We start from the raw sequence: 26964 nt of genomic DNA on the forward strand, positions 1-26964 counted from the left end.
AAAAGACTTGCGGTTCTTGCAATCGTACGCGCCGCGCCCTGCTCGCACCAAAGGCGCGTGCGCAGATCGTTCATGCGGATGATGTTCAAATCCATGAACAGGTCCAGATCCAGGGAGACTTGGACACCTTGGGGTCTTGATGCCTTGGACAGCCGTGCGGCGCCGTCAGCCCCGAAAACCGGCTGACCATGGCGCACGAGACGCCGGGGATCAGGAATTTCTTCGCAGAAAACCAACATCTGCCGGACGTGCCCGCAGCGGCCGTGATCGCGGAAACCGGTCTCGATATGACCGGAATGCAGATGACCCTGCCGAAGACGGTTGAGGAGTTGACGCTCTACACACTGGAGCGAGAGGACGTGATCCTGAACCGAAAGCGACGATTGCCGCGCCGAACGATCGCCTTGAACAAGTCAAGGCGCTGTTGCGGGAGTTGCAGGCGGCGCGGTGATCCCAGCGGGCAACTGCACGCCACGCTTGACGGACGCGGCGCGTGAAGGCGTGATTAACGAATTTAAGTTTTTCGGAAGCCGGAACATCGACTCGAGATGCGTCCGACGCCTGATTGGTATTCGGGTTTGCTCATGCACACCAAGACATTTTCTCTTCTGTCCGGCCTTTTCGGTGTCGTGCTGTTGTCGCCAGTGCAAGCCCGGGTCACGAACCTCATCGGAGACCACAGCATTCCGGGCCGTCTCTGCACAGGCCTCGCCTGCACCAGCGCGGAAGGCTTCGCGCCTGACGTCGATCTCAAGATCAAGGACGGCCGCCCGGTGCTGATGTTCGACGATAGTTCTACCCAAGACAGAGTTCCCGACCGGGACTGGATTCTCGAAGCCAACGATACCGAAAAATTTGGCGACGAGTATTTCGCTTTGCGCGATGGGGATACGGACAATCAGGTGTTTCGCGTGTTTGGCGATGCGCCCGCAAATTCACTGGTTGTGAGTTCTTCGGGAAATATCGGCATCGGCACCGGGCTGCCAGCAGCAAACCTGCATATCGAGGACGACTGCTATACAGGAATAAAACTCCATCGCAACGACAGCGGCGGCCGCCCGAACTCGGACTTGATCATAGAAGCGAGTACTTCGGCTTTGCTCATCAACGACCGTACCTTGGGGGGAAGCTCGCCGGTCTTGCAGTTTGCCACGGGCATGCCGCCAGCCAGTGTGGTGGTGGATAGCCAAGGCGAACTCGGACTTGGGACAGTCGCGGATGTGCCGCTGCATGTCTGGCGCGAAGACGGCACCGCCGCGATCAAGGTGGAGAACGACCCATCCAGCCCTCCCGCCGCGCGCGAGATGTTCCGGATGGAGAACAACGGCGGCAGTTACTTCTCCCTCGCCAACACGACCACCGGCAATGACTGGTTCTTCGTGCACGAGAACAACTCGCAGGGAAGCTTCTTCATCAACCACTCCGATGGCGGTTTGCAGATGGCGCTGACCCGCACCGGGGACATGACCCTGAAGGGAGACCTGTATACCGCTGACTCCTGCGCGGCGGGCTGTGACCGGGTCTTCGACGAGGGCTACCCGCTGCCGAGCATCCCCGAGCAGATGGCCGCTATCCGGGCGAAGGGACACTTGCCCAACGTGGGTCCGACCGATGAGGACGGCCCGTTCGACCTCTCGTCCATGACGACGGGGATGCTCAACGAACTGGAGAAGGCCTATCTCTACATCGACCGTCTGAACCGCGACCACGAGACCGAGATCAGCGCCTTGCAAGCCGAGGTGGCGCAATTGCAATCGGAGCGGGACAAGCTGGCGGATATCCTGGCACGACTGGCAGCACTGGAGGCAAAAGCGGGCGATTGATACTTGCGCCTCGGTCAAGTGCCGTTAACCTTTGCAGAAATTCATCCCGGTCATTTCTGTATCAAGGACATCGACATGGCTCGCCTCATTCAAGCCGCCCTGCTGGCAGTTCTCCTTCCCCTGCCTCTTGCCGCCCAGACCCTTCTATCCGGCGATCACAGTGTCGACGGCAACCTGTGCGTCGGGTCTGACTGCTCCGGCAGCGAGACCTTCGGCGATTTCGACGACCTGAAAATCAAGAGCGCCGCCACAGGCATCCTCTTTGACGACATCGCCGGCACCTCGACCAACGACTGGCGCCTGCGCACGAATGACACCAACGAGGATTCCATCTGGATCCAGGACGTCACCGGTGGCACCGCGCCGTTCAAGATCCGCGGAACCGCCCCGGACAACAGCCTGTTCCTGGCCGCCGACGGCAGTCTCGGGCTGGGCACCTCGATCCCGCAGGCGCGGCTGCATCTGCATACCGCGACGGACGCGGGTCTCCGGATCGACCGTTCAGGCCTCGGAGGACCCGATCAGGCTTACGAAATGCAGGTGACCGGCAACGGGTATTTCAATATTACGGACGTCAACACGAACAACATTCCCTTCTCCATCCGATCAGGGAGCGTTCCTCACCGGGCCTTCGAAATCGCGCCGTTCGGACTGGTCATCAACCAGAATCAATCTTCGTCCTTCAACCTCCGCTACGCCTCGGACGATAACCTCAGTGCCTTCTACGTCCACGGCGACAACGGCAACGTGGGAGTCGGCACCGAAAGTCCGGCCGCGCCCCTGCACGTCTGGCGCCCCTTCGGCGGCGCGGCAATCGTGGTGGAAAATTCGAGCGACACCGTTGCCGCCCCGCGCGAGATGTTCCGGATGGTGAACAACGGCGGATCCTATTTCACCTTGCGCGACAACGCCGCGAACCGCGAATGGTACTTCGTGCACGAGAACAACCCGCAGGGCCGCTTCTTCATCAACCATTCGGACGGCGGGCTCCAGATGGCGCTCACCCGGACCGGCGACATGACCATTCTGGGTGAGTTGCATACCGCGGGAAGCTGCTCGGCAGGCTGTGACCGGGTGTTCGACGAGGATTATCCGCTGCCAACGATTGCCGAGCAGGCGGCGCTGATGAAGGCAAACAAGCACCTGCCGAACGTCGGTCCGACTCCGGAGAACGGTCCGTTCAACCTGACCGCCATGACCGGCGGCATGCTCAACGAACTGGAGAAGGCGCATCTGTATATCGGGCAGTTGCACGAGGAGAATGCCGCGCTTGAGGCGCGGTTGGCGGCCCAGGAAACGGAAAACGCCGCGCAGGATGACCGGTTCGCCGCGCAGGAAGCGGAGATCGCGGACTTGCGGGCGCTGGTCCACGCCCTCGTCGCGGCACGCTGAAGGGCGAATGACACCGGTGTCACTCCGCGCGCAGAACAGCAAACCTCTGGTTTCTCGAAAATGTTATCAATGGCTTGCCGTTTCTGACAGTCTTTGCACTTCGAGGACATGCTGAGACCGACCACCGTGCCAACATGCGAACGGCACATCATAGACTTGCCAAACTCCGGCGCGCCGACATCCGGTTGGAGCGCAACCGGGCGCAAATGAGAGCCGACCGACGCGGATCGGGCGATGGTCGACCGGGTGCTTGCTGCGCCGGACGATGATCCGCTGACGCTGCTTGCGCCCGACATCGTCGAAGCGCTCCCGGACGGGAAGCAAGGGCCAGAGGGGACTCCTGCGCAGGAATTGGAGCCGTTTCCGGTGGCTTGGGAGCAGCAGTGCGTCAAGCATGTTTGAACGCCATGACCTGGCCCTGACTGCCGTGGATCACAAGGGTCCTCTGCCGCAGCGCAGAGTGCGGAAGCGGAGAACACGCGGCGCGGGCTGTTCCGGTCTTCACTCGGCCATCAATGCCTTGATACCGCCAATGAACGTTGCGTCGTCCTGCGCCTTGCGCCGGTCCAGCAGGTCGGTGGCGTCCGGTCCTGCACGAAAGCGCAGCTGGTTGCCTGTGGCCGTCACCGCCTGCCAGATCACGTCGGCAACGACCTCGGGGGCTGACGGGGTTGCCGCCAGCTTGCTGAACAGACGTCCCATGGCGGCGGCGGTGGGCGCGTAATCGGTCAGATCCTCACCCATGGCAAAGTCGAAGGACCGCCCGCCGAAGTCGGTCTTGATCATGCCCGGCTCAACGATGCGGACGCGGATGCCCAGCGGTTCCAACTCGTAATGCAGCGCCTCGGACAGGCCTTCGACGGCGAACTTGCTGCCGTGGTAGAGCGTGCCCAGCGGGAAGGTGATCTGCCCGCCGATCGAGGAAATGTTGACGATGGTGCCTGCGCGGAGGGCACGCATCTGCGGCAGGACGGCCTTCGTCACCTCCAGCAGGCCGATCACGTTGGTGTCGAACTGGCGGCGGATGCGGTCGGTCGAAAACGCCTCGAGCGGGCCATAGGCGCCGTAGCCAGCGTTGTTCAGCAGGACGTCGATGGCGCCAAAACGGTCGGTTCCCGCGTCGACGGCCGCCCTGATCGACGCCGGGTCCGTGACGTCGAGACGCGTGATCAAGGTGGTGTCGCCACCAAGGTCCGAGGCGGAAGGATCACGCATGATGGCAATGACATTCCAGCCTTCGGACTGAAAGCGCAGGGCTGTGGCCTTGCCGATGCCGGAGGACGCGCCGGTGATCAGGATGGTGGGCATGGGTAGGCTCCTTCAGGCGTTGAGGCGCAGCATGTCGGCGATGCCGAAGCGGGTCAGGACGGTGCGCGTGACGTCGTGCAGCGCGGTGTTGTAGCGCTCGATCTCCGGGCCGACGCCGGTGTGGTCGACCACGGTGCGAAAGGGTTTCCGGCCAAAAGGCAGCGCCAGCAGGGCAACGACTGCCTCGGCGATGCGCTCGGGGCGCTGATCGGGATTGGCCTCCAGCATCTGAGCCAGACCTTGGGCCGACAGGGCGGGCACGGCGGTGAAATCGCCATACCCGGCCTCGCGTTCGGGATCGTTCGGCGCCACCATCCCGTCGAAGAAGGCGGTGGGCATGGCGCCCGGTTCGATGATGCAGGATTCGATGCCAAAGCCGGAAAGCTCGGTCCGGTAACATTCCACGATGGCCTCCAGCGCCCATTTCGACGCGGAATAGGTGCCATAGAAGGGCGTCGCGATGCGCCCGATCAGGCTGGAGGTATAGAGTACCGTCCCTCGCCCCTGCGCCCGGAAATGCGGCAGCGCCGCCCGCATTACCCGCTGCACGCCCGTCACATTCACGTCGAAGACGCGGGTCATGTCCTCGGGCGACATCAGTTCCTGAATGCCGTAGGCCCCGATCCCGGCGTTGTTGAACAAAACGTCGAGCCCGCCCAAGGCGGTGATCGCCTCGGCTACGCCCTGCCCGGTGCTGGCTGCGTCCGTCACGTCCATTTCAACGATGCGCGCGCCTTCTGCCTCCAAGTCGGCAACGATGTCGGCCTTGCGCCCGGCGCGGCTGCGCACGCTGCCCGCCACCGCGTGCCCCTGCGCCATCAGCGCCCGCGCCGTGGGCAGGCCAAAACCGCCCGCGATCCCTGTGATGAATACCTTTGCCATATGTCGTGTCCTCGATTTTCGGTATTAGGACGATACTCTGCATGGACGGCGGATTCTTTCCCGATCGCCCTGATAACTTGCTCAATCCTCCAGATGTTGAAGTTATCCGATACGACGCGAAGCGCTTTCGTGGTATCATGTTCGCAAAGGGAGAATGGCATGACAGGCTTGTTGGATCGCGTATCGGCGCTTTTGGACGAGGCGCAAGTGCCGGAGGGCGCCCTGGCCCATGCGCCCAGCGGGCTGCACCTGTTGCGCTACACGGCAGAGACACCGCAGACCGCCACGGTCTATCGCCCGCTGCTGTGCCTCGTGCTGCAAGGGGCCAAGCAGGTCAGCACCGGCACCCGCAGCCTGACGGTGGCGCAGGGGCAATCGCTGATCGTCAGCCACGCTCTTCCGGTTGTCTCGCGGATCGCCGAGGCCACCCCTGCGGCCCCCTATGTCGCGCTTGTCCTGCCGCTGGACCTCGACCTGTTGCGCGAGCTGGCCCCCGCTGTGATGCCCGTGCGCACCCCGCATGCGAAAGACCCGTTCTCGATCACGCTCTGCCCGACAGACAAGGGCATGGAAGACGCACTGACCCGCCTGATCGACCAATGTGCGCAGGATGACACGCGCCAGTTGCTTGCCCCGATTACCAGGCAGGAACTGCACGCACGGCTGCTGCTGGGCCCCCATGCGGACGCCTTGCACCGGCTGCTGTGGCACGAGACCTCCGCCAGCCGCATCTTCCGCGCCACACGCCAGATCCAGTCTGACCTCTCGCGCGCTCTGGTGGTGGGTGACCTCGCCGAAAGCATCGGCATGAGCCCCTCGGCCTTCTTCGAACATTTCAAGGCCATCACCGGCACCTCCCCTCTGCAATACCAGAAGGACCTGCGTCTGCTGCACGCCCGCGACGCGTTGCGCTCCTCGGATGCCAAGGTGTCCGACATCGCCTTCCGCGTCGGTTACGAAAGCTCAGCCCATTTCTCGCGCGAGTATGCAAGAAAGTTCGGCCTGTCCCCGCGACAGGATCGGGCCGCATTGGCCGCCGAGTGAACCGCCGGGATAACCTGAGTGGACATTCGCTGTCCTGACGGACGCTGCAGCGCGGCTTCACAGAAGCGGCCTGTCTGGCTCGGCGGAGCATTACAGACGATTCGGAGTCGGCGGCGCGGACCCTGCGGTCAGTGGCGGCGTGGAAGTGAAGGTACGTTTTTTCGCGAATGCAGACGTTCAAAACGCTCGTTGTCAAAGTCGATTTCGACCGTTGCTTTACAAACTCGGTCCTCGGCTTAATGCCCAACTCCGCGACGGTGGCAAAGTCATCTATATCAGCGGCCAATCGGATTTTGGCAAGATTGCTTGATGGGAGATCTCCTCAGGGAAACAGACCAGGCTATTCAACCAACTCAATGCGGCCTTTTTTGCTGCTGCGTTGTGTGCATAGATACTATTTGGGTTTGTTCATTTAGGGGGCGGAAATTAGGATGTCTGATTCGTTCACGACACGTTCGTTCGATGTCGACACTGAAAACAATATCGTTACGATAACGGACACCGAGATCGAACTGACCCAGGGCACGCTGCTGCCGGGCTACGTCCATTGGATTTTTGCGGCCAGGATCAAACTGAATGGCAAGGTCCGCCTCAGCGGCGGTGTCGTCAACATCTCTGCCGCCGAGGTCTCGGTCGGTCCGCAGGGGGCCGAAGTCGATGTCAGCGGCGAAGACGGCAAGAGCTTCGAGCCGGGAACGCGCGCCGCGGATGGTTCTGGCGGCGGGTTGCGTCCGGTTGATGGCGCGGATGGTGCCAACGGCGAAAATGGGGGCGACGGCGGATCGGGTGGTGTACTCAATATCTGGGCCCGGACGATCAACGGTGCAGAACGTCTTAAACTCGTTGCAAACGGCGGAAAAGGCGGACGCGGCCAGGACGGTGGCAACGGCGAGCATGGGGCCCCGCCAGCGGCCCGCCCCGATGCCAGAAGTCCGAAATTCGTGAAAACCGGACAACGCCGGTACCCCGACGGAACTGGAATGGTCATCACCGTCGATGATGGGTATTGGGATCCCGCCGAAGACGTCATTGGCAAAAGCGGTGTGGGTTCGCTCCTGAAGGTCACGACAGATGGCAAACCCGGCGAACGCGGCGGAGACGGTGGCAATGCCGGTCTTGGTGGCAAGGGCGGCAATGGGGGCGCAGCCGGGGCCATTCAGGTCCGGGTTCTGCATGCGCCCGAAAAAAATCCCGTATTTTCGGCGGCCGGCGGCCTGAAAGGCGGCGCAGGCCGTCACGGAACTCCTGGCAGCGGGGCCGCGGGTGGAAAAGGGGCGCGGTTGCGATATCGCTCCGAAATCTTTTGGAGCAATATCGGCTACTCTGCCCTCGACGACCAAAATGACAAGGCACGCTGGGATATCGACTGGAACGGTTCGGTCCATTTCGACAACTTGAACGTGTCGGCTGACTATGTCGTCAAGGACGCAAAAACGGGAAAGAAGAAGCTGCGCCTGAGACGCCCCGATGGCGCTCATGGGTCCAATGGCAGGTACGCGGAATTTGCCAGCCCTCCCGAAGTCTCCCCCGGAAGCGATGGCGCCAAAGGATATGCCTCGATCAGCGAAGAGCGCGGCGCCCCGTCTTTGCGCATTCCACCAATTGCCCACGCGGTTCTTCTCGATCGTGCCGCGACCCTTGATCTTGCGGACGGCCGTGCCGACGATGCGGTCTCGGCACTCAAGTGGTTGCGCTTTGTGACCTCGTCCAGGGACATGGACGAGACGGTGGCGCAGATCCGTGATGATGCGGACCACCGCATCGGGATCATCGAACGCGGCGAAGAGGCACAACCGCTTCGCACCTCGTTCTCTGACATGGACGCTGCACACCGATATGTTTCAGCCGCGCTTTCGTCTGCCGTCGCTCGAGAGACCATGCGCGATGCCCACCGCAAAGCGGTCCGCGACGCGGCGGACCGTAAGTTGGAACTGAATGACGCGATCGAAATGGCGGAGAGCTATCTGAAACAGCTCGAGGGGAACCCCAATACGCCCGGCAGCATCCAGTTTCTTGAAAGCCGCGAACGGGCCTTCAAATCCGACATTGTCAGCCTAGACCGGCGTCTTGTTCTTTTGGGCGGCGAATTGGACAACATGCCCGCGCTTGCCGCCGAAGAAATGGAGGCGAAGATCCGCGAAAAGACCGAGGCCAGCTTCTGGGAGGTTGTGCAAGTTGTCGGCATGGTCGCCGGGATCGCCGTGAACCTGTCCAGCGCACTTGGATCGGTAAAGAAGTTGGCTCAAACGGTTGAAGAGGCCTATTCGAAACGGTTGGGCACCGATTTTTCCTATGAGCGACTGTGGTCGCGTAGCGCACATAACATCGTCAACGATTTGATGGCGATTGCCACGAATTCGGAATTTCAGAAGAATTTTGCGGAGGCCTTTGGAGATGTCAAGAAAACGACAGGAAAACTGGCAAAGGATGCACTGGAATTCTATGGCAAGTACCAAGCCTATCTGAAGCTGCGGGACAAGAACACCGCCATCGACGCTGGGATCGACAAGATAGACCTGCAAGCCCGAATTCTGGTCTTTGAAACCGCAAAACTGGAAATTCAACTGCAGGGCAACAAACTGCGGCACGATCTGGCGGATGTCATCGACGAACTTTCAACGGCCCGCGAGTGGCAATACGTCTTCAACGACTACTTCGACACGGTGAACGCTCGCTTCGACATCCTGGCGAACCTGTCGGACCTGCAGGCCAACCTGCGCGAGCTGCGGTTCCAGCACAGCCTGACGGAGCGCAACATTCTCAGCGCGAAGCGGCAGTTGGAGCTTGTGACCGCTGAAACCGACGGGCTGCCTAAAGGCTCGGGCAGCCTCAGTGTGGAAACAGATGCGGCACTGGAGCTGAACCGCTGCGTCGACCTGGTGCGCGAGATCCTTCGCGCCTATCGGATCTGGACCCTTGAAACACTGCCCTTCACATTGCCCCAACGGCTGACGGGTGCCACTCTTCTGAACGCCTACACCGCCAGGATCGAACCTCCAATCCTCGAAAACCTCGCGCGCAAGAGCGCGCCGGCCAATGACAAATCCAGAGGCATATCATTCGACATGACGCGTTTCGCCGCCGACCCGGAGGTGTTGCGTCGGAATTTTTACATCGAAGACCAAGGGGTCTGGCAGTTCGACCTGACCGTGACCATCGACCCGGAAAGCGACTATTGGTTCGAAAGGCTCTTGGACGTGCGCGTCTTTCTGAACGGAGCGACGACCGATGCCGGTTCGCATTTCCTGTGCTTCGTGCGTCACCGCGGAGTCTCCGACTACCTGGATCGCAACCGCAATATCGTCATTGGATACAAGGTGCCCCGCGCAATCGAAGTCGAATATGTCGCCGACGGCGATGGCCACAAGCCGGCCCATAACGGAATTGCTCAAAGCTTTGGCGGCCAGGATTGGGTCCGGCAAATCCACTACAGCCGCTACACGACGTGGGAGGTCCAGGTCCAACCAGACTACAAACCGCATCGTGATGCCATGACGTATAATTCTGGACTGGACCTGAGTGGTCTGAAGTCAATAGATTTCGAGTTCGACAGCTGGCGCGAAAATTACCGCACTATGAAAAAGTAGCAGATCGCGACCGTGTCCGCCCCAATACGGCCTCTGCCAATTCACGGGTCCGGGCCAAGACCGTAAATGACGCTTCACGGACGTTTGTGCTGTAAGCATCCGGCAAGGACCGTCCGACCGGGCGTTGGCGGCGATGACAAGTGCGACGTCATGGTCGACCTGACGTTCACACCGCAGATGCAGATCCTGTCCGCCGAAGACGCGCCACGGCGGCGGCACTGGAGTGATGCGGACCAGATCCGGGTGGTCGAAGAAAGTCATCAGGGGCATCGCCAACCGCACGGTAGCATGACGTCTTCCGCTCGCTCCTGACCATCTGTCGGAGACAGTACCGGAATGGCGAACTCGGGAACGCAAGCAGTTTTGCATTCTTGCCGGTCGAAATGGGCACGCTGCCGCATAAGCCCGCCCCGGCTGTCCAGATCGAGATCGTTCTGAGGAACGGTCGAAGCCGGCGAGACTGTGCAGATCCAGGCGGCCCAACTCGACTATCTCCTCGACGAGATAGACTGGCGTAATCCACGCGGGACGCAGCGACCGACAAAGGCGGGGTAAAAGCCCGCGAGACACCAAATTCTGTTGGGCATTCGCCCGGCCGATGCATGCTTCAGGCATGTCCGATACCGGCTCCGGGATTGCCCATGGCCTACGCCGGAGGCTTGCCCCAGGTACGCCGTCGCTCTCGGACCTTAGCCGCCGTCGGCAAATGAGAAGGACTGCCACGGTGGCAGTCCGCTTTCTTGCCGTTCGCGCGGCATGTTCGATCTTGGTCGCCATTGCGGTCACAAGAGCGGGACAATGGTTTGCTCAAAACATTGCGGTGCCAGACGCCTGCTCGGCTCTCCGATGTCAGTTGCCCGCATTCAAGAGGTTCGGACGGGACCGACGGAGTGCCGTTCGATCCAGCGGGCCCTTTCGACCACTTGCCCATCGTGCTTCGGCTCGCCATTCAACGCGTGGAACAGTAGTTCGGCCAGGGGCTGACCGGCTGCCCTGACGGACTCGCAGGTGACGGTGAGCGGCGGGGTCAGCTTTGCCGTGTCCAGGCTCGGCAACATGTCGTCATGCGCAACAACCGAGACATCATCGGGTACATTCAGTCCTGCCGCCGAGGCAGCATCCAGCACCCCGGCTGCGGTCAGCGAGTTGCAGCAGACGAAGCCGGTCGGACGATCAGGACCGTCAAGCAGATCCGCCGCGGCGGCGCGCCCGAAGGAGTGCGAGGTGTCGCCATTGCGGATCAGGTCCCGTACGGGGGTCAATCCGGCGCTGATCATGGCCCCGGCAAAGGCCTGCTCGCGCTCCTTCGACACCATCCAGGTCTCCTCGCTGTTGAGAAGCGCGATCCGCCGATGTCCGTATTCGGCAAGATGCGTTACCGCCCTGCGCGTTGCGTCTTCGACATCGAGACTGACATTCGGGTAGTCGGGCAACGCGACATGCCGTCCGTGGACGACAAAAGGCACGCCGCGGCCGCGTAGAAAGTCCATCCGGGTATCATCCACCATGGGGAAAAGCAGCACGAAGCCGTCGATCATGCCCTGGGCGATCAAACGGTCGTACGTCTTCAAGGGGTCCGGTGAGGTGGAGATGTGCAACACGAGATCGAGGCCCTTCTCGGCCATCGCCTGAGTGAGGGAATAGGTGATCTCGAAGAAATGCGCCGCTTCGAAATCGGCTGGCGGCGTATCGAGCACCAGCCCGACAACTCCCGAGCGCCCCGACACCAGTTTTCGTGCGCTGTGGTTCGGCCGGTAATTCAACTCGCGGGCCACCTCCTTGACCCGCTCGCGCGTGCTCGGGGTGACGTCATCGAACCCGCGCAAGGCCCGGCTGACGGTTGTGGCCGAAAGGCCCGTGATCTTCGCGATGTCCTTGAGTGTCGCCACGTGAAATCAGTCTCTTGTCGCCATCTCTGCATCGAAAAGCACCGCCGGGCCGCAGCAACGGACAGCACCTAGTCAGGGTCTGAAGAAATAGCAAGTGCGGCCGAGGTCAACGTCCTTTCCCCGCTTGGCGCGAAAAAATGTTGATTTTAGCGCTAACAAGTGCAATCTTAACGTTAAGAATAGCGAAAATCAGATTCGCGACCACAACCCGGAGCACGCCGTTCCGGGAACGGGACCGATATGCCCGGTGGCGCCGCAAACGCCCCGCCCCGGCGAATTTGAAAGGGAGGACCCATGAAACCCGCACCACGAACCGCACTCTTTTGTTCCGCCTCGATCCTCGCGGCCGCTCTGGCCGGCGCGGCCGCGGCGGACACCCATCTGCGTTTTCCAATCGGAGAGGGCCCCTTCGACTGGGCCGAGTTCCAGGCCTTTGCCGACAGCCACGACTTTTCCGGGCAAACGCTCGAGATCACCGGCGCGGGGACCGGCGTGGACGCCGATCTGCTGCGCGAAATCTTCGCCTACTTCGCCGAGGTGACCGGGGCCGAGGTGAAATACTCCGGGTCCGACAGCTTCGAGCAGGACATCGTGATCGCCGTGCAGGCCGGGACGCCGCCGGACGTCGCGCTTTATCCACAGCCGGGGCTGGCCGCGGACATGGCCAGGCGCGGGCACCTCGTGCCGCTCGCCGATGGCACCCGCGATTGGTACATCGACACGTTCGCTGCCGGGGAATCCTGGGCCGACCTCGCCAGCCCGGTCGGGCCGGACGGCAATCGCCATGTCTACGGCATCTTCAACGCCGTCGACGTGAAATCGCTCGTCTGGTACTCGCCCGAGGCCTTCGACGAGAACGGTTACGACATCCCGCGGAGCATGGAAGAGCTCAAGGCACTCACCGACACCATGGTCGAGGACGGTTTGACGCCGTTCTGCCTTGGTCTGGGCGCAGGTGCGGGCACCGGCTGGCCCGCGACGGACTGGGTCGAGGACTTCATGCTGCGCACCCAGCCGCCCGAGGTCTACGACCAGTGGGTCAGAAACGAGATCCCCTTTACCGACCCCCGCGTCGTGGCGGCGATCGAGGAATACGGATACTTCGCCCGGAATGACGCCTATGTCGACGGCGGATCCAGCGCTGCGGCCACGATCGACTTCCGGGACAGCCCGGACGGCCTGTTCGAATTCCCGCCGAAGTGCATGATGCACCGGCAGGCTTCGTTCATTCCGACCTTCTTCCCCGATGGCATCCAGATCGGGTCCGATGCCGATTTCTTCTATTTCCCTGCCTATGACGGCAAGGATCTGGGGACGCCGGTTCTGGGATCCGGCGGGCTGGCGACGGTCATGCAGGACCGACCCGTCGCGCATGCCTTCATGGCTTTTCTGCAAACCTCGCTGCCGCATGCGATGACCGCCGCGCAGGGCAAGACCCTGACACCGCACAGGGATGTCAGCCTCGATGCCTACGCCTCGGACACAGGGCGCGCCCTGGCCGAAATCCTGCTGAGCGCGACCACGTTCCGCTTTGACGGCTCCGACCTGATGCCGGGCGAGATCGGCACGGATGCGTTCTGGAACGCCATGGTGGAATACACCACCGGCAACCTCAGCGCCGAAGACGCCGCCGCCGCGATCCAGGCCCGCTGGGACTCGATCCGATAGGCGCGATTCCGGGCGCCGCCGGCATGACTGCGCGGCGCCCCAATCGATCACGAAACCGACGGGAGGCGGACCGATGAATCCCATCATTCAGGGACTTGCGACGATCGTTCTGGGCGTGGGAGGCTGTATCGGCTATTTCTACGCGTCGAACATGGTGCTGGACAGGGTGCTGTACCCGGCGAAAGGGCCGGACATCTCCACGAACATTCGCAGGGCCAACACGATCCGGCCATGGCTCTTCATCTTTCCGGCCTTGCTGGTGCTGGCCGTCTATCTTGCCTACCCGGTCGTGGGCTCCGCCTATCGGTCGCTGTTCAACCGGTCGGGGGACGCGTTCATCGCCCTTGGCAACTACCTCGCGCTGTTCGAGGCGCCGGAGTTCCGCACATCGTTCCTCAACAACGCGCTCTGGGCATTGTTCGTGCCTGTGGCCTCGGTCGTCGCCGGGCTGATCGCGGCCCAGCTCAGCGACACGCTCAAATGGGGCAACATCGCCAAGTCACTGATCTTCATGCCGATGGCGATCAGCTTCGTCGGGGCCTCGCTGATCTGGAAGTTCGTCTACGCCGTCGACAGCGACATCGGCCTGATCAATGCCGTGCTGGCGGGGCTGTTCGGGACGGGACCGGTCGATGTTCTGCAGATCCCCTTCTGGAACAACTTCTTCCTGATGTTCATCCTGGTCTGGATTCAGACCGGCTTTGCCATGGTCATCCTCTCCGCCGCCCTGCGCGGCATTCCCGAAGAGACGATCGAGGCGGCGATCCTCGACGGCGCGAACCCGTTCCAGATCTTCTTCAAGATCAAGATGCCCCAAATTTCTTCCACGATCGTGGTGGTCTGGACGACGATCACTGTCGGCTCGCTCAAGATCTTCGACATCGTCTACGCGATGACTGGCGGCAACTTCGGGACGGAGATCCTGCCCAGTTACATGATGAGTTTCATGTTCCGCGATGACGGCCGCGCGACCTCGGTCGCTCTGATCATCATGATCGTCGTGCTGCCCGTGATGATCTCGAACATCCGCCAGGCACAGAAAGAACTTCGGTAGGAGGGCCGGTCATGGAAAATATCGCAGGAAAATCAACGGGACTCCGCTGGGCCACCCACCTTGCCATGCTCGTCATGGTGCTGATCTGGGTCCTTCCGACCGTCGGGCTTCTGGTGTCCTCTTTTCGGGACAAGGACCAGATCTCGGCCACCGGCTGGTGGCAGGCCATGTTCCCGGTGGAACTGACCGCGCGGGCGCGCACCGGGACGGAGGCCGTTGCCGACGGCGATCTGTTCCGGGTCGAGGGCTACATCTTCGACGACGAAGAGGCACGCTCGTATTTCAGCGGGACACCCGGCGAGATTGCCGCCTTCGGGACCCGTGGCGCGGAGCCCAAGGCCTATGTTGCCGGAAGCACCGCCGATCTGGGCGACGGCGAAACGCTGACGGTCAATGCCGACGGCACCTACGTGTGGATCACGCCGGACGCTCCGGACGGCCGCGGCCAGAGAGTCTATTTCGCGGCGGAAAGCCCGCCGAAGCTGACACTCGACAACTATCGCACGGTGCTGTCGGGCGACAACATGGACCGCGCCTTCATCAACACGTTGACCGTGGCCATTCCCGCGACAATCATCCCGATCCTTGTCGCAGCCTTCGCCGCCTATGCGCTGGCATGGATGGAATTCCCGATCCGGGGCCTGTTGATCGCCGGGATCGTCGGGCTGCTCGTCGTGCCGATCCAGCTGGCGCTGGTGCCGGTGCTCAACCTGCACAACGGGATCGGCGTCTGGCAAAGCTTTGTAGGCATCTGGCTGGCACATACCGGGTTCGGCATGCCGCTGGCCGTCTACCTGCTGCGCAACTACATGGCGGGTCTGCCGCGCGACATCATCGAATGCGCCCGCGTGGACGGCGCGACGGACTTCCAGATCTTCACCAGGATCGTGCTGCCCCTGTCCCTGCCCGCGCTGGCCTCTTTCGCAATCTTCCAGTTCCTCTGGACATGGAACGACCTGCTCGTGGCCAAGGTGTTCCTGCCCTCGGCCGACGAGGCCAAGGTGATGACGGTCAAGATCGCCGACGACCTGCTGGGTTCGCGCGGCGGCGACTGGGGCATCCTTGCGGCGGCGGCCTTCGTGTCGATCGCGGTACCGCTCGCCGTCTTCTTCAGCCTGCAGCGGTTCCTCGTGCGCGGCCTTCTGGCCGGCTCGGTGAAGTGACATTGGGGGCCGCGTCCAGGATGCGCCCCCGCCGACAAGGAAAAGGATAGGAAAATGGCCAATCTCTCGCTGAAGACTGTCAAGAAGTCCTATGGCGGCGCGGTGACGGTCCTCCAGGATATTGATCTGGAAATCCAGACCGGGGAACTGATCGTCTTCGTCGGGCCGTCGGGCTGCGGCAAGTCCACGCTGCTGCGCATGATCGCGGGTCTTGAACGGATCACCGACGGCGAACTGTCGATCGACGGCATGGTCGTGAACGATGTGCCGCCCGCGCAGCGTGGCATCGCGATGGTGTTCCAGAGCTACGCGCTCTATCCGCACATGAGCGTGCGCGACAACATGAGTTTCGCGCTCAAGATCGCCAAGATGCCAAAGGCCGAGATCGACGCGCGCGTGGACCGCGCGGCGAAGATCCTGCAACTCGATCCCTATCTCGACCGCCTGCCCAAGGCCCTCTCGGGCGGTCAGCGGCAACGGGTGGCCATTGGCCGCTCGATCGTGCGCGACCCCAAGGTTTACCTGTTTGACGAGCCGCTCTCGAACCTCGACGCGGCGCTGCGCGTGGCCACAAGGATCGAGATCGCGCAACTGAAGGAATCGATGCCGAATTCGACGATGATCTACGTCACCCACGACCAGGTGGAGGCCATGACGCTTGCCACGCGGATCGTCGTTCTGGCCGGAGGCGGCATCGCACAGGTCGGCACGCCGCTGGAGCTTTACGAAAGGCCCGAGAACGAATTCGTCGCCCAGTTCATCGGCTCGCCCGCGATGAACCTGATCCACGGCGAGATCATCGAGACCGGCGACCAAACCCGCGTGCGCACGAAGGATGGCGGCGAGGCTCTGTCGAACCACCCCTCCGTACCCGAGGACATGGGCAAGAAGGTCAACGTCGGTGTGCGCCCCGAAGACCTTGTGGCGGCGGCGCCGGATGCGACACACATCTACCACGGTCAGGTCGCCATCACCGAGGCCCTCGGCGAGGTGACCATTCTCTATTTTCATGCCGATGAAGAGGCGGCGAACCCGGTGATCGCCAAGCTGCCGGGGATTCACAAGACCATGCGCGGCATGGACGTCAAGCTGACCGCCGACCCCTCGAAGGTCCATGTCTTCGAGGACGGCCAGTCGCTGCTTTACCGCGACCGACCGAAGAAACGGATCGTCTCCAACCTGCACTGAGACCCGGGACGCGCGGGCCGGGACAACCCGGCCCAACACCATTCGACAGCAACGCGAGCTCCACCCGCCGGGCGGAGCTTTCCGACAACGGGACCGCACCGCCATGAAACAGCAAGCCATCGAGACCGCCGCGCATACCGACAATGACTGGTGGAAGACCGGCATCATCTACCAGATCTATCCAAGGTCCTTCCAGGACCATGACGGCGACGGCATCGGGGATCTGAGGGGCATCGAAAGCCGGCTCGACTACCTCGTGGATCTTGGTATCGACGCCATCTGGATTTCACCGATCTTCACGTCGCCCATGGCCGATTTCGGCTATGACGTGTCCGATTACCGGGATATCGACCCGATGTTCGGCACGCTCGCGGATTTCGACAGTCTCGTCGCCGCCACGCACAGCCGGGGGCTGAAGCTGATCCTCGATTTCGTGCCGAGCCATACCTCGCATGAGCATCCGTGGTTCATCGAGGCCCGCGCATCCCGGCAAAGCCCCAAGCGCGACTGGTACATCTGGCGCGATGCCAAGCCCGACGGCAGCCCACCGACCAACTGGATCAGTGAATTCGGCCGCTCTGCCTGGACGTGGGACGCAGGGTCCGGGCAGTATTACCTCAACATCTTCCTGTCCGAGCAGCCGGCGCTGAACTGGCGCAACCCCGAGGTGCAGGCCGAGATGCTCGATACACTGCGCTTCTGGTATGAACGCGGGGTCGACGGGTTCCGGGTGGACGCGATCACGCATATCGCACCGGATGTGGACAAGGGCGATCATCCGCCCGACCCGCAATGGCGCGAGCACATGAACCCGTCCTACCGTTTCCTGAAAGTGCACTCCAAGCACCAGCCGGAGGGACACCAGTTCGTGCGCATGATGCGCCGGGTCACCGATGCGTTCCCGGGCCGGGTTCTGATCGGCGAGACGGATGGCGATCTGCCCGCGGTCATGGCCTATTACGGAAAGGATTTCGACGCCTTCCAGCTTCCCTTCAACTTCTCGCTGCTCGACATCCCCTGGTCCATGGCGGAGATCGTCGACCGGGTTGAGGCCTACGAGGCCGCCTTGCCCGAGGGCGCCTGGGGCAACTGGGTGCTTGGCAACCACGATTGCGCGCGGATCGCCAGCCGCGCGGGTCCGGCGCAGGCGGCGGTTGCGACGACGCTGCTGCTGACCCTGCGCGGCACGCCGACGCTGTATCAGGGCGACGAGCTGGGTATGGAAAGTGCGTCGATTCCGCCCGAAGCGGTGCAGGATCCGTGGGAGAAACAGGTGCCGGGCCTTGGGCTGGGCCGGGACCCGGCCCGCACGCCGATGCCATGGACCCAAGGCCCGAACCGCGGATTCAGCAGCGGCGATCCGTGGTTGCCGGTGTTCGTTCCTTCGGATGGCGACGTGGAAAACCAAAGCGCCGATCCGGCGTCGTTCCTTAGCTTTGTCCGCAGCCTGATCGCGCTGCGCCGGGAAACGCCCGCCCTCACCCTAGGCAGCTACCAGACGGTGTTGGCCGAGGATGGCGTCTATGTCTTCGCCCGGACCCTTGGCGGGACGCGCTACCATGTCTGCCTCAATTTCACAGCCGATCCGAAGGCCTGTCCGGTCGCCGGGCGGATCGTGCTTGCGGCCGGTCAGAGCACCATGGACGACGCGGGGCAAAGCCTTGCCCTGGCCGCCAATGACGCGGTGATCGTCCAGGCCGTCTGAGCCGCCTCGCGCACCATCATGTCGGCCGCGCGGTTTCTGTGCGGCCTGTCCCCTGAAAACATAGTGAACCAAACGGAGAACGTCATGACACAGCTGTCCATCGACGCTTCGCCCTGGTGGCAAAGCGCCACCGGCTACCAGATCTATCCGCGCAGCTTCTGCGACACCAACGGCGATGGCATCGGCGACATTCCCGGCATCATCGCGAAGCTCGACCACCTGCGCGATCTCGGCATCGGGTTCATCTGGCTCTCGCCGGTCTATCGCAGCCCGATGGCCGACAATGGCTACGACATTTCCGATTACCGCGACATCGCGCCGGAATTCGGCACGCTGGCGGATTTCGACAGGCTGGTGGCCGAGGCCAGCGCACGCGGCATCCGGATCGTCATGGACCTCGTCGTGAACCACAGCTCGTCCGACCATGCGTGGTTTCACGCCGCGCGGGCCTCGCGGGACGCACCCGAGCATGACTATTACGTCTGGCGCGACCCGGCTCCGGACGGCGGTCCGCCCAATGGGCATCAGGCCTGTTTCGGGGGCTCCGCCTGGACCTGGGTGCCGGAGGTCGGCCAATACTATCTGGGTCATTTCAGTCCGCACCAGCCCGATCTGAACTGGCAGAACCCGTCGCTTCGGCGAGAGATCTACGACATGATGAATTGGTGGTTCGATCGCGGCATCGCCGGCTTTCGCATGGATGTCATCAGCCTGATCGGCAAGGACGTGGATGCCGGCCTCTATGAGGAAGGCCCGTATCTGCACGGGTTCCTGCAGGACATGCACCGCGAAGTCCTGGAGGGCCGCGACAGCGTGACGGTCGGCGAAAGCTGGGCGGTCAGCACAGACACGGCGCTGCTCTATTGCGGGCGGGACCGGCGGGAACTCGATATGGTCTTCCAATTCAACCACGTGGTTGAAGGCTGGGACCCTGTTCACGGCAAGTGGAAACCGAGGCCCTTCGACCTTGTCGCCTTCAAGCGCGTGCTGAACGACTGGCAGGCGGCGCTGGCAAACGATGGCTGGAACTCGCTTTTCCTGTCCAACCACGACCTGCCGAGGCAGGTGTCGAAATACGGTGACGATGGCGCATATCGCGTGAAATCGGCCAAGATGCTGGCGACGGTGATGCACCTGATGAAGGGCACGCCCTTTGTCTATCAGGGGGAAGAAATCGGCATGACGAATGCCGCCTTCACCCGGATCGACCAGTTCCGTGACGTCGAGACCCTGGGCCACTATGCCGAAGAAATCGCGCGCGGCGTCAGTCCCGAGGCCTTTATCGCCGGCGCCAACGCCAACGGGCGGGACAACGCGCGCACGCCGATGCAATGGACTGGTGGGACCAATGCGGGTTTTACCGACGGAACACCGTGGATCGAGGTCAATCCGAACCACGGGCAGGTCAATGTGGAGGCTGACCGGGCCGATCCAAACGGTGTCTTTGCGCATTACAAAGAACTGATCGCGTTGCGGAAATCCTGGCCCGCCATGGTCCACGGCACCTATCGGCCCGTCGCGGAGGAAGACGGCAGTGTCTTTGCCTACCTGCGGGAGCTAAACGGCGTTCGCCTTGCGGTGGTGGCGAATTTCAAAGGCGAGGACACGCAGTTCGATGTGCCGGATGCGCTCAGGGGGTCTGGGCGCTGTCTGATATCGAACGACATCCCGAGAGAGCGTCTGGACGGGCGCATCACGCTCAAGCCGTTTGAGGCGTTTGTCTTGTCAATTGGCGGCTGACAGACCTGTGCCGACAAGCCTGAATTCAAGGAGAACCGCGCCGGGCGTCCGGGAGGCACACCGTTCGTATGCCCCACGCAGGGCCTCTCACGGCTCTTGCACTGGAAGGTGCGGTCACCCTCTGACCGTTCCCGCCGAACGCGCACCGCAGACGACTGTTTTTTCAAGTATCAAGCATGGCGGCCCATAACGACCTGAATAGAGCCTCGCAAACAATTGCCGATGCAACCCATCCTCAATCTCCGACTGTCCTCTCGACCAGAATGCCGCCAGCTTGGACATAATGCCGAATGTCCTTTTCCATGGTGGATCCTGGGCGGGTTCGCGCTTGCGGCAAACTTCCGAAAACCGCCCTATCTGCAGTGTTTGGAAGAATGCTGCGCTGCGGAAGCCTCAGCGCTACGATACATATCCGGACGATCAGCGAATGTTCGATTTCTGTTCCATCACAGCGAACGCGACTCCGGTCGAAGTGTTCAGGTTGCTCTTCCGGAAAGTTATTTTTTTACAGGTGCTTGCAAAGAATTCACCAAATCAGCGCAGTCATCAGGTCCAGAGAAAAACCGGCTGAGAGAACGGATTTTGGGTCAACCGCCGTCGCGAAGGTTCTCAGCCCGTCTCGCAAACCCCTTTGAAAACACGCAAAAATCCGGCCGCAGCCGGATCGGGAGAACGCTTTTGCGGGGGCAAGTGGCGGAGGCTCAGGGATTCGAACCCTGGGGACGCTCTCACGCCCAACGGTTTTCAAGACCGCCGCAATCGACCACTCTGCCAAACCTCCGGTCACCGGCCTGATACCTGCCCGGAAATGATTCTGAAAGCGCACGGTCAAGGGAAAATCCGCCGGACCCCTTGTCAGCAGGCTTTTCTTGTGAGTCGACCCTTGTTAAGGTGGCGCACAACGGGCCGGAACGTGTCCGAACAGAGGCAGTACAGACCGGGGCACGCGTCAACGATCCCGGCCAACACGCGGCACCCCCGCGGACAAAGGCGAGAGGCACGACATGAGCAGGTGGACCTTGGCACTCCGCAGCAGGATGCTGCGCAACTCGGTGCTTATCCTTGGATTTTTCGCACTCTCCGCTTGCGAGGAAGGGCAGATGCCGGGCTTCCTGCAGGCCAAATCCGGCGGTGCCGAGGGCGAGGTGACCCGTGCCGCCTCCGGGATGGCCGCGGGCGAGACCATCGAACGCGACATCGAGGCGCCGGAGATCTTCTCCGCCAAGGAAGCCGGTCTCTGGGACGGCCGCCCCTCGCTCGGCGGGGTCTGGGTGGCGCATCCGGACGTCAAGGAACCGGGCCGCGTGATCATTCGCAACGAAACCAACGGCAAGTTCGTGATCGGTGCCCTGTTCCGGCGCGAACGCCAGTCGCCCGGGCCGCGCCTGCAGGTGTCGTCCGACGCCGCCGCCGCGCTCGAGATGCTGGCCGGGCAGCCGAACAACCTCAACGTGGTGGCCCTGCAACGCGAGGAAATCACGCCGGAACCGGAAGCCACGCCGCTGACCGAACAGGTGGCGGACGGCCCGATCCCCGCCGCGCCGCAAGTCGCGGAAGGCACCCTCGATCCGGCGCCGCTTGGCGTCGGGGGCGATCCGGTTGTCTCTGGCGCGGCTGCCGCCATCGAGACCGCCGCTCTGGCTCCGGCGAAACCCGCCGCAACACCCCCCACCGCGCCGAAACCGGCTGCCGCGGCCGCACCCGCGCCGAAGAAACCCTCGGCGCTGAGCAAGCCCTACATCCAGATCGGCATCTTCTCGGTCGAGCAGAACGCCAACAATACCGCCACGGCCATGCGCCAGGACGGCATGGTTCCGACGGTGAAGAAGCAGAATTCCAACGGCAAGGTCTTCTGGCGTGTCATCGTCGGCCCGGCGCAGACAAAGGAAGAGCTGTCGGCGCTGCTGACCAAGATCAAGGGCACCGGCTTCACCGATGCTTACGCCGTGTCGAACTGAGGCAGTCTGCCCGTGTGATCGCTCTTGTCCCCGCACCCATGGTGCGGGGATTTTCGTTTGGCGGATCGCCGGATCGCGCTTGTCACCGGTTTCCCGGACACGAAGCCGGGATCGCCGCCGACAACGGGCGATCCTTCGCCGACACCGGCGTGACACCTCCCGGACAATGGGTCATAAATGACGTGACTCGATCTTTCTCCAGAGGAGCAGACCCATGACCGCCCTCCCCCGCCCCTTCCAGAAAGCCCTTCCCCGCATCCTCATGACCGCCGCGACGGCGCTGGCGCTCATCGCCACGCAGGCCTCTGCCTTCGACACCCGCGCCAAGGCGGCCTTCGTCATGGACCAGACCACAGGCACCGTCCTGATGGCCAAGCGTGCCGACGAGGCGCTGCCGCCGGCGTCCATGTCGAAGCTGATGACGCTCTACCTCGCCTTCGAGGCGGTCCGCGACGGGCGACTCGGCCTCAAGGAGGAGTTGCGCGTCTCGCAGCACGCCATGGACTACGGCGGCTCTACCCTGTTCCTCAAGGCGGGCGAGCGTGTCGCGGTCGAGGACCTGCTGCTCGGCATCATCGTGCTCTCGGGCAACGACGCCTGTGTCGTCCTCGCCGAGGCGCTCTCCCCGGATGGCACCGAGGCCGGCTTCGCCCGGCTGATGACGCAGCGCGCGCAGCAGCTCGGCATGACCTCTTCGACCTTCAAGAACTCCAACGGCTGGCCCGCCGACGGCCACGTCATGTCGGTGCGCGATCTCGTCCTGCTGGCCCGCCGCATCATCGAGGACTTTCCCGAATTCTACCCGATGTTCGCGCAGGAGGAGTTCCTCTTCGACCAGAACGAAAGCCAGAACCGCTACAACCGGAACCCGCTGCTTGGGCTCGGGATCGGGGCGGACGGGCTCAAGACCGGCCACACGCAGGAAGCGGGCTATGGCCTCGTCGGCAGCGCCAAGCAGGGCGAGCGGCGGGTGATCTTCGCCATCACCGGCCTCGACAGCGCCAAGGCCCGGGCCGAGGAATCCGAGAGCATCGTCAACTGGGCTTTCCGCCAGTTCGCCGAGCAGACCATCGTGAAGAAGGACACCGAGATCGCCCGGGCCGACGTCTGGTTGGGCGCGCAGACCGATGTCGCGCTGGTCGCCGACAAGGACCTGACCCTGCTCCTGCCGCGCGCGACGCCGGGTGGCCTTAAGGCGGAAGTGGTCTATACCGGCCCGGTCGAGGCACCGATCCAGAAGGGCCAGCAACTGGCCGAGCTGGTCATCGCGCCGGAAGGCCTGCCGGAAACCCGCGTGCCGCTCTTCGCCGCCGATGCGGTCGAATCCGGCGGCTTCATGGACCGCATAATGACGGTGAGCAAACATGTGATCGCCCGCCTTCAGGGTTCCGAACAGTCACAGGACAGCATGTGAACAGACGCGGCCTCTTTGTCAGCTTCGAGGGCATCGACGGGTCGGGCAAATCCACCCAGACCCGCGCGCTTGCCGACTATCTCGAAAACACCGGCCGCGAGGTCGTCCTGACCCGGGAGCCCGGCGGCAGTCCGGGGGCCGAGGAAATCCGCGCATTGGTGCTGCAGGGCGAGCCGGACCGCTGGTCCGCCGAAACCGAACTGCTGCTGTTCACCGCCGCCCGGCGTGACCATCTGGAACGGGTGATCTGGCCCGCGCTGGACCGGGGCGCGGTGGTGATCTGTGACCGCTTCGCCGATTCCACCCGCATGTACCAGGGTCGCTCCGGCCTGCGCCGCAAGGTCGACGCCTTGCATGACCTGATGATCGGGGTCGAGCCGGACCTGACCATCCTGATCGACATGGACGCCCGCGAGGCCCTGTCGCGGGCCAAGTCGCGGGCCACGGCGGAAGAACGCTTCGAGGACTTCGGCCTCCAGTTGCAGGAACGCATGCGCACCGGCTTCCTCGCGCTGGCGCAGGTCCATGGCAACCGCATCCGGGTGGTCGACGGCAGCCGCGCCACGGCGACTGTCACCGCCGAGATCCGTGACATCGTCGAAGCCCGTCTGGCATGAGCGAGGCCATCGTCCTTCCCGAACCGGACCGCGTGCCCGGCGCGCCGCACCCGCGCGAGACGCCGCGTGTTCTCGGACAGGGCCAGGCGGAGGCGGACTTCCTGACAGCCTATTCCACCGGGCGGTTGCACCATGGCTGGCTGATCACCGGGCCGCGTGGCACCGGCAAGGCAACGCTGGCCTGGGCCATCGCCCGTTTCCTGCTGGCCACGCCGCCGGAGGAGGGCGACGGGCTGTTCGGCGCACCGCCGCCCCCCGACAGCCTCGGCATCGCGCCGGATCATCCGGTCTCGCGGCGGCTGCTGGCCCTGTCGGAGCCGGGGCTGTTCCTGCTGCGGCGCGGGCCGAACGACAAGGGCGACAAGCTGGCGGGCGAAATCCGCGTGCCGGAAGTCCGCAAGCTGAGTAATTTCTTCGCGCTCAGCGCCGCGGACGGCGGACGGCGCGTGGTCATCGTCGACGCCGCCGACGAGTTGAACACCAACGCCGCCAATGCGCTGCTCAAGATGCTGGAAGAGCCCCCTGCCCGTACGACGCTGCTGTTGATCTCGCACCAGCCCGCCGGGCTGCTGCCGACGATCCGCTCGCGCTGCCGCGAGTTGCGGCTCGGCCCGCTCGGCGCCGAAGACATGGCCGCGGCGCTGGCGCAGGCAGGCGTGGAGACCCCGGACGAGGGCGCCGCGGCGCTGACCGAACTGGCGGGGGGCTCGGTCGGGGCGGCCGTGCGGCTTCTGAACCTCGGCGGGCTGGCGCTCTACCGCGAGATCATGGCGGTGCTCGGCAGCCTGCCGACCCTCGACCGCCCCCGGATGATGGGCCTCGCCGACAGCTTCGCCGGTCGCGGCAAGGAGGAGCAGCTGGACCTGTTGCTGACCCTTGTGGACCTCGCCACCGCCCGCATCGCCCGCTTCGGCGCCACCGGCGTGCCGCCCGCCGCCGAAGCGGCACCAGGGGAGCATACTGCGCTTGCAAAGCTCTGCCCGGACCAGACCGCCGCCCGCTGCTGGGCAGAAGTGGCGCAAAATGCGGCAGATCGCGCCCGCCATGCGCGGGCGGTGAATGTCGAGCCGGCGGCGCTGGTGACGGACCTGTTCCTGCAATTGCGCCACGCGGTCTGAGCCTCGGGCGGGGAAAATTTTGCCGGAACAAAATTTTCGGACGGGGCTCTGCCCCGGATCCCCGGAGGCATTTGGAAAGAGAAAAAGCGAGGAACGACGCGACGCTCCCGGTTTGTTAACCGTGATTTTGCGCTTGCCGGGACACTTCGGGGCATTTTGGCGCCGCGGCGGCTTTCAGAGCCGGGAATATGTACGAAAATCGGATAGAATCGTACCAAACTTTGCGGTTTGCCCGGGTCAGGGGCGGCGGCGGTTCCGGCAGCCTTGTGGTTATTCTGGATCCGAGCCGCAAGATATTGTTGGTACGGAGCACCGCGCGGTCCGGTAAGAGGACCGCACGGTGCGTTGACGATCAGACGATGCCGCCCCGGATCAGCCGGTCCGCAAGCTGCGCATAGGCCTGCGCCATCGGCCCATCGCCCAGCGCCACGGGTGTGCCGTCGTCACCGCCGAGGCGAGTGTCGAGGTCGATGGGCAATTGCGCAAGCAGCGGCACCCCGAGCTTTTCCGCCTCCTTCGCAACGCCGCCGTGGCCGAAGATATGGCTGTCCTTGCCGCAATGCGGGCAGGTGAAGACGGCCATGTTCTCGATCAGCCCGAGGACCGGGGTTTTCAGGGTCTGGAAGGCGTCAAGCGCCTTGCGACTGTCCAGAAGCGCCACATCCTGCGGTGTGCTCACCACGATGGCGCCGTCCACCGCGCTTTTCTGGCAGAGCGACATCTGCACGTCGCCGGTGCCCGGTGGCAGGTCGACGATGAGCACATCCTGTGTGCCCCAGTCCACTTGCATCAACAGCTGCTGCAATGCGCCCATCAACATCGGGCCGCGCCAGATCACCGCCTTTTCTTCCGCCAGCATCGAGCCGATGGACATGACGGTGACGCCGTGGGCTGTGAGCGGCGTGATGGTCTTGCCGTCTGGGCTGGCGGGTTTGCCGGTGAGGCCGAACATGCGGGGCTGCGACGGGCCATGGATGTCGGCGTCGAGCAGACCGACGCGCTTGCCCGCACGGGCGAGCGCCACGGCGAGGTTGGATGAGACGGTGGATTTGCCGACGCCGCCCTTGCCGGAGCCAACGGCGATCAGGGTCTTCACTCCCGGCGGACGCATCGGGCCTTCCTGCGCCTTGGCATGACCGCCGATCTTCAGAGACGGCGCGGGCTTCGCTTCGGGCGCCGTCAGCACGGCATGCGCCTCGGTGACGCCTTCGACGCGGGAAACCACCTCCTCGGCCGCCTTCCTCAGCGGCTCCATCAGGCGGGCCAACTCCGCAGACGGCGCTTCGATCACAAAGCGCACCGCCCCGGAGTCAGCCCTCAAGGCTCGAATCATGTCGCGGGAAATCAGGTTTCCGCCGTCCGGAAGCTCAAGTTTCTCCAATGCGGCCCGTGCCGCCTGCAAGACGTCTGTCAT

The 26964-nt window shown here is 63.3% G+C and carries 21 protein-coding genes and 1 tRNA gene; 17 read left to right on the plus strand and 5 right to left on the minus strand.

The window, feature by feature from the left end; genetic code table 11:
- Positions 1 to 188 precede the first annotated feature (188 nt).
- The 4 genes from ACP159_RS05250 (at position 189) to ACP159_RS05265 (ending at position 3617) form a co-directional block, all read left to right on the plus strand.
- The gene (locus tag ACP159_RS05250) at positions 189 to 497 is read left to right on the plus strand and encodes a hypothetical protein (protein WP_425098588.1); all 309 of its coding nucleotides are present in this window, start codon (positions 189 to 191) and stop codon (positions 495 to 497) included.
- A gap of 87 nt (positions 498 to 584) precedes the next feature.
- A complete protein-coding gene (locus ACP159_RS05255; RefSeq protein WP_425098589.1) occupies positions 585 to 1823 on the plus strand; it encodes a hypothetical protein in 1239 nt (412 codons plus the stop codon).
- Positions 1824 to 1898: 75 nt separating this feature from the next.
- Positions 1899 to 3215, plus strand: coding sequence for a hypothetical protein (locus tag ACP159_RS05260; RefSeq protein WP_425098590.1), 1317 nt, complete (start codon positions 1899 to 1901; stop codon positions 3213 to 3215).
- A gap of 234 nt (positions 3216 to 3449) precedes the next feature.
- On the plus strand, positions 3450 to 3617 hold the full coding sequence (locus ACP159_RS05265) for a hypothetical protein (protein ID WP_425098591.1): 168 nt from the start codon (positions 3450 to 3452) through the stop codon (positions 3615 to 3617).
- A 99-nt stretch (positions 3618 to 3716) separates the two neighbouring features.
- Here the strand turns inward: ACP159_RS05265 and ACP159_RS05270 are convergent, their stop codons facing one another.
- Entirely contained in the window at positions 3717 to 4523 is an 807-nt protein-coding gene (locus ACP159_RS05270) for an SDR family oxidoreductase (RefSeq protein WP_425098592.1), read from the minus strand.
- 12 nt (positions 4524 to 4535) lie between these two features.
- Positions 4536 to 5405 carry an SDR family NAD(P)-dependent oxidoreductase gene (locus ACP159_RS05275; protein ID WP_425098593.1) on the minus strand — a complete coding sequence of 290 codons (870 nt, stop codon included), beginning with the start codon at positions 5403 to 5405 and terminating at the stop codon, positions 4536 to 4538.
- A 159-nt stretch (positions 5406 to 5564) separates the two neighbouring features.
- Between ACP159_RS05275 and ACP159_RS05280 the strand changes: the two genes are divergently transcribed.
- The 3 genes from ACP159_RS05280 (at position 5565) to ACP159_RS05290 (ending at position 10348) form a co-directional block, all read left to right on the plus strand.
- Entirely contained in the window at positions 5565 to 6449 is an 885-nt protein-coding gene (locus tag ACP159_RS05280; protein WP_425098594.1) for an AraC family transcriptional regulator, read from the plus strand.
- A 431-nt stretch (positions 6450 to 6880) separates the two neighbouring features.
- Positions 6881 to 10036, plus strand: coding sequence for a hypothetical protein (locus ACP159_RS05285; protein ID WP_425098595.1), 3156 nt, complete (start codon positions 6881 to 6883; stop codon positions 10034 to 10036).
- A gap of 150 nt (positions 10037 to 10186) precedes the next feature.
- On the plus strand, positions 10187 to 10348 hold the full coding sequence (locus ACP159_RS05290; RefSeq protein WP_425098596.1) for a hypothetical protein: 162 nt from the start codon (positions 10187 to 10189) through the stop codon (positions 10346 to 10348).
- A gap of 551 nt (positions 10349 to 10899) precedes the next feature.
- Here the strand turns inward: ACP159_RS05290 and ACP159_RS05295 are convergent.
- Positions 10900 to 11925, minus strand: coding sequence for a LacI family DNA-binding transcriptional regulator (locus tag ACP159_RS05295; RefSeq protein WP_425098597.1), 1026 nt, complete (start codon positions 11923 to 11925; stop codon positions 10900 to 10902).
- Positions 11926 to 12219: 294 nt separating this feature from the next.
- Between ACP159_RS05295 and ACP159_RS05300 the strand changes: the two genes are divergently transcribed.
- From ACP159_RS05300 to ACP159_RS05325, 6 genes are all read left to right on the plus strand, one after another.
- Entirely contained in the window at positions 12220 to 13593 is a 1374-nt protein-coding gene (locus ACP159_RS05300; RefSeq protein ID WP_425098598.1) for an ABC transporter substrate-binding protein, read from the plus strand.
- Positions 13594 to 13666: 73 nt separating this feature from the next.
- Positions 13667 to 14647: a carbohydrate ABC transporter permease gene (locus ACP159_RS05305; RefSeq protein ID WP_425098599.1), complete on the plus strand. Its 981-nt coding sequence runs from the start codon at positions 13667 to 13669 to the stop codon at positions 14645 to 14647.
- Between the two features lie 11 nt (positions 14648 to 14658).
- Positions 14659 to 15810, plus strand: coding sequence for a carbohydrate ABC transporter permease (locus ACP159_RS05310; RefSeq protein ID WP_425098600.1), 1152 nt, complete (start codon positions 14659 to 14661; stop codon positions 15808 to 15810).
- A 54-nt stretch (positions 15811 to 15864) separates the two neighbouring features.
- The gene (locus ACP159_RS05315) at positions 15865 to 16998 is read left to right on the plus strand and encodes an ABC transporter ATP-binding protein (protein WP_425098601.1); all 1134 of its coding nucleotides are present in this window, start codon (positions 15865 to 15867) and stop codon (positions 16996 to 16998) included.
- A 103-nt stretch (positions 16999 to 17101) separates the two neighbouring features.
- The gene (locus ACP159_RS05320) at positions 17102 to 18703 is read left to right on the plus strand and encodes an alpha-amylase family glycosyl hydrolase (protein WP_425098602.1); all 1602 of its coding nucleotides are present in this window, start codon (positions 17102 to 17104) and stop codon (positions 18701 to 18703) included.
- Between the two features lie 84 nt (positions 18704 to 18787).
- A complete protein-coding gene (locus tag ACP159_RS05325) occupies positions 18788 to 20443 on the plus strand; it encodes a glycoside hydrolase family 13 protein (RefSeq protein WP_425098603.1) in 1656 nt (551 codons plus the stop codon).
- 691 nt (positions 20444 to 21134) lie between these two features.
- Here the strand turns inward: ACP159_RS05325 and ACP159_RS05330 are convergent.
- Positions 21135 to 21224: transfer RNA gene (locus tag ACP159_RS05330), tRNA-Ser, on the minus strand.
- 223 nt (positions 21225 to 21447) lie between these two features.
- On the opposite strand from ACP159_RS05330, the gene ACP159_RS05335 reads away from it, so the two are divergent.
- The 4 genes from ACP159_RS05335 to ACP159_RS05350 all read left to right on the plus strand — a co-directional run bounded on the left by ACP159_RS05335 (position 21448) and on the right by ACP159_RS05350 (position 25550).
- Positions 21448 to 22401, plus strand: coding sequence for an SPOR domain-containing protein (locus ACP159_RS05335; protein WP_425098604.1), 954 nt, complete (start codon positions 21448 to 21450; stop codon positions 22399 to 22401).
- A 214-nt stretch (positions 22402 to 22615) separates the two neighbouring features.
- Positions 22616 to 23815: a D-alanyl-D-alanine carboxypeptidase family protein gene (locus tag ACP159_RS05340; protein ID WP_425098605.1), complete on the plus strand. Its 1200-nt coding sequence runs from the start codon at positions 22616 to 22618 to the stop codon at positions 23813 to 23815.
- A complete protein-coding gene (gene tmk / locus ACP159_RS05345) occupies positions 23812 to 24432 on the plus strand; it encodes a dTMP kinase (protein WP_425098606.1) in 621 nt (206 codons plus the stop codon). Before ACP159_RS05340 ends, tmk begins: the two co-directional genes overlap by 4 nt.
- Complete coding sequence (locus tag ACP159_RS05350; protein WP_425098607.1) at positions 24429 to 25550, plus strand: DNA polymerase III subunit delta'; 1122 nt, start codon at positions 24429 to 24431, stop codon at positions 25548 to 25550. The genes tmk and ACP159_RS05350 overlap by 4 nt, the downstream gene beginning before the upstream one ends.
- Before the next feature lie 352 nt (positions 25551 to 25902).
- Here ACP159_RS05350 and ACP159_RS05355 read toward each other — a convergent pair whose 3' ends face one another.
- A complete protein-coding gene (locus ACP159_RS05355) occupies positions 25903 to 26964 on the minus strand; it encodes a P-loop NTPase (RefSeq protein WP_425098608.1) in 1062 nt (353 codons plus the stop codon).

It is taken from the genome of Tropicibacter sp. S64 (assembly GCF_049803835.1).
GTDB lineage: Bacteria > Pseudomonadota > Alphaproteobacteria > Rhodobacterales > Rhodobacteraceae > Pacificoceanicola.

What these genes read in the sequence shown, in the direction of transcription:
- ACP159_RS05250 (WP_425098588.1), top strand. Translation starts at nt 189, where the DNA reads ATGGCGCACGAGACGCCGGGGATCAGGAATTTCTTCGCAGAAAACCAA.
- ACP159_RS05255 (WP_425098589.1), top strand. Translation starts at nt 585, where the DNA reads ATGCACACCAAGACATTTTCTCTTCTGTCCGGCCTTTTCGGTGTCGTG.
- ACP159_RS05260 (WP_425098590.1), top strand. Translation starts at nt 1,899, where the DNA reads ATGGCTCGCCTCATTCAAGCCGCCCTGCTGGCAGTTCTCCTTCCCCTG.
- ACP159_RS05265 (WP_425098591.1), top strand. Translation starts at nt 3,450, where the DNA reads ATGGTCGACCGGGTGCTTGCTGCGCCGGACGATGATCCGCTGACGCTG.
- ACP159_RS05270 (WP_425098592.1), bottom strand. Translation starts at nt 4,523, where the DNA reads ATGCCCACCATCCTGATCACCGGCGCGTCCTCCGGCATCGGCAAGGCC.
- ACP159_RS05275 (WP_425098593.1), bottom strand. Translation starts at nt 5,405, where the DNA reads ATGGCAAAGGTATTCATCACAGGGATCGCGGGCGGTTTTGGCCTGCCC.
- ACP159_RS05280 (WP_425098594.1), top strand. Translation starts at nt 5,565, where the DNA reads ATGACAGGCTTGTTGGATCGCGTATCGGCGCTTTTGGACGAGGCGCAA.
- ACP159_RS05285 (WP_425098595.1), top strand. Translation starts at nt 6,881, where the DNA reads ATGTCTGATTCGTTCACGACACGTTCGTTCGATGTCGACACTGAAAAC.
- ACP159_RS05290 (WP_425098596.1), top strand. Translation starts at nt 10,187, where the DNA reads ATGGTCGACCTGACGTTCACACCGCAGATGCAGATCCTGTCCGCCGAA.
- ACP159_RS05300 (WP_425098598.1), top strand. Translation starts at nt 12,220, where the DNA reads ATGAAACCCGCACCACGAACCGCACTCTTTTGTTCCGCCTCGATCCTC.
- ACP159_RS05305 (WP_425098599.1), top strand. Translation starts at nt 13,667, where the DNA reads ATGAATCCCATCATTCAGGGACTTGCGACGATCGTTCTGGGCGTGGGA.
- ACP159_RS05310 (WP_425098600.1), top strand. Translation starts at nt 14,659, where the DNA reads ATGGAAAATATCGCAGGAAAATCAACGGGACTCCGCTGGGCCACCCAC.
- ACP159_RS05315 (WP_425098601.1), top strand. Translation starts at nt 15,865, where the DNA reads ATGGCCAATCTCTCGCTGAAGACTGTCAAGAAGTCCTATGGCGGCGCG.
- ACP159_RS05320 (WP_425098602.1), top strand. Translation starts at nt 17,102, where the DNA reads ATGAAACAGCAAGCCATCGAGACCGCCGCGCATACCGACAATGACTGG.
- ACP159_RS05325 (WP_425098603.1), top strand. Translation starts at nt 18,788, where the DNA reads ATGACACAGCTGTCCATCGACGCTTCGCCCTGGTGGCAAAGCGCCACC.
- ACP159_RS05335 (WP_425098604.1), top strand. Translation starts at nt 21,448, where the DNA reads ATGAGCAGGTGGACCTTGGCACTCCGCAGCAGGATGCTGCGCAACTCG.
- ACP159_RS05340 (WP_425098605.1), top strand. Translation starts at nt 22,616, where the DNA reads ATGACCGCCCTCCCCCGCCCCTTCCAGAAAGCCCTTCCCCGCATCCTC.
- ACP159_RS05350 (WP_425098607.1), top strand. Translation starts at nt 24,429, where the DNA reads ATGAGCGAGGCCATCGTCCTTCCCGAACCGGACCGCGTGCCCGGCGCG.
- ACP159_RS05355 (WP_425098608.1), bottom strand. Translation starts at nt 26,964, where the DNA reads ATGACAGACGTCTTGCAGGCGGCACGGGCCGCATTGGAGAAACTTGAG.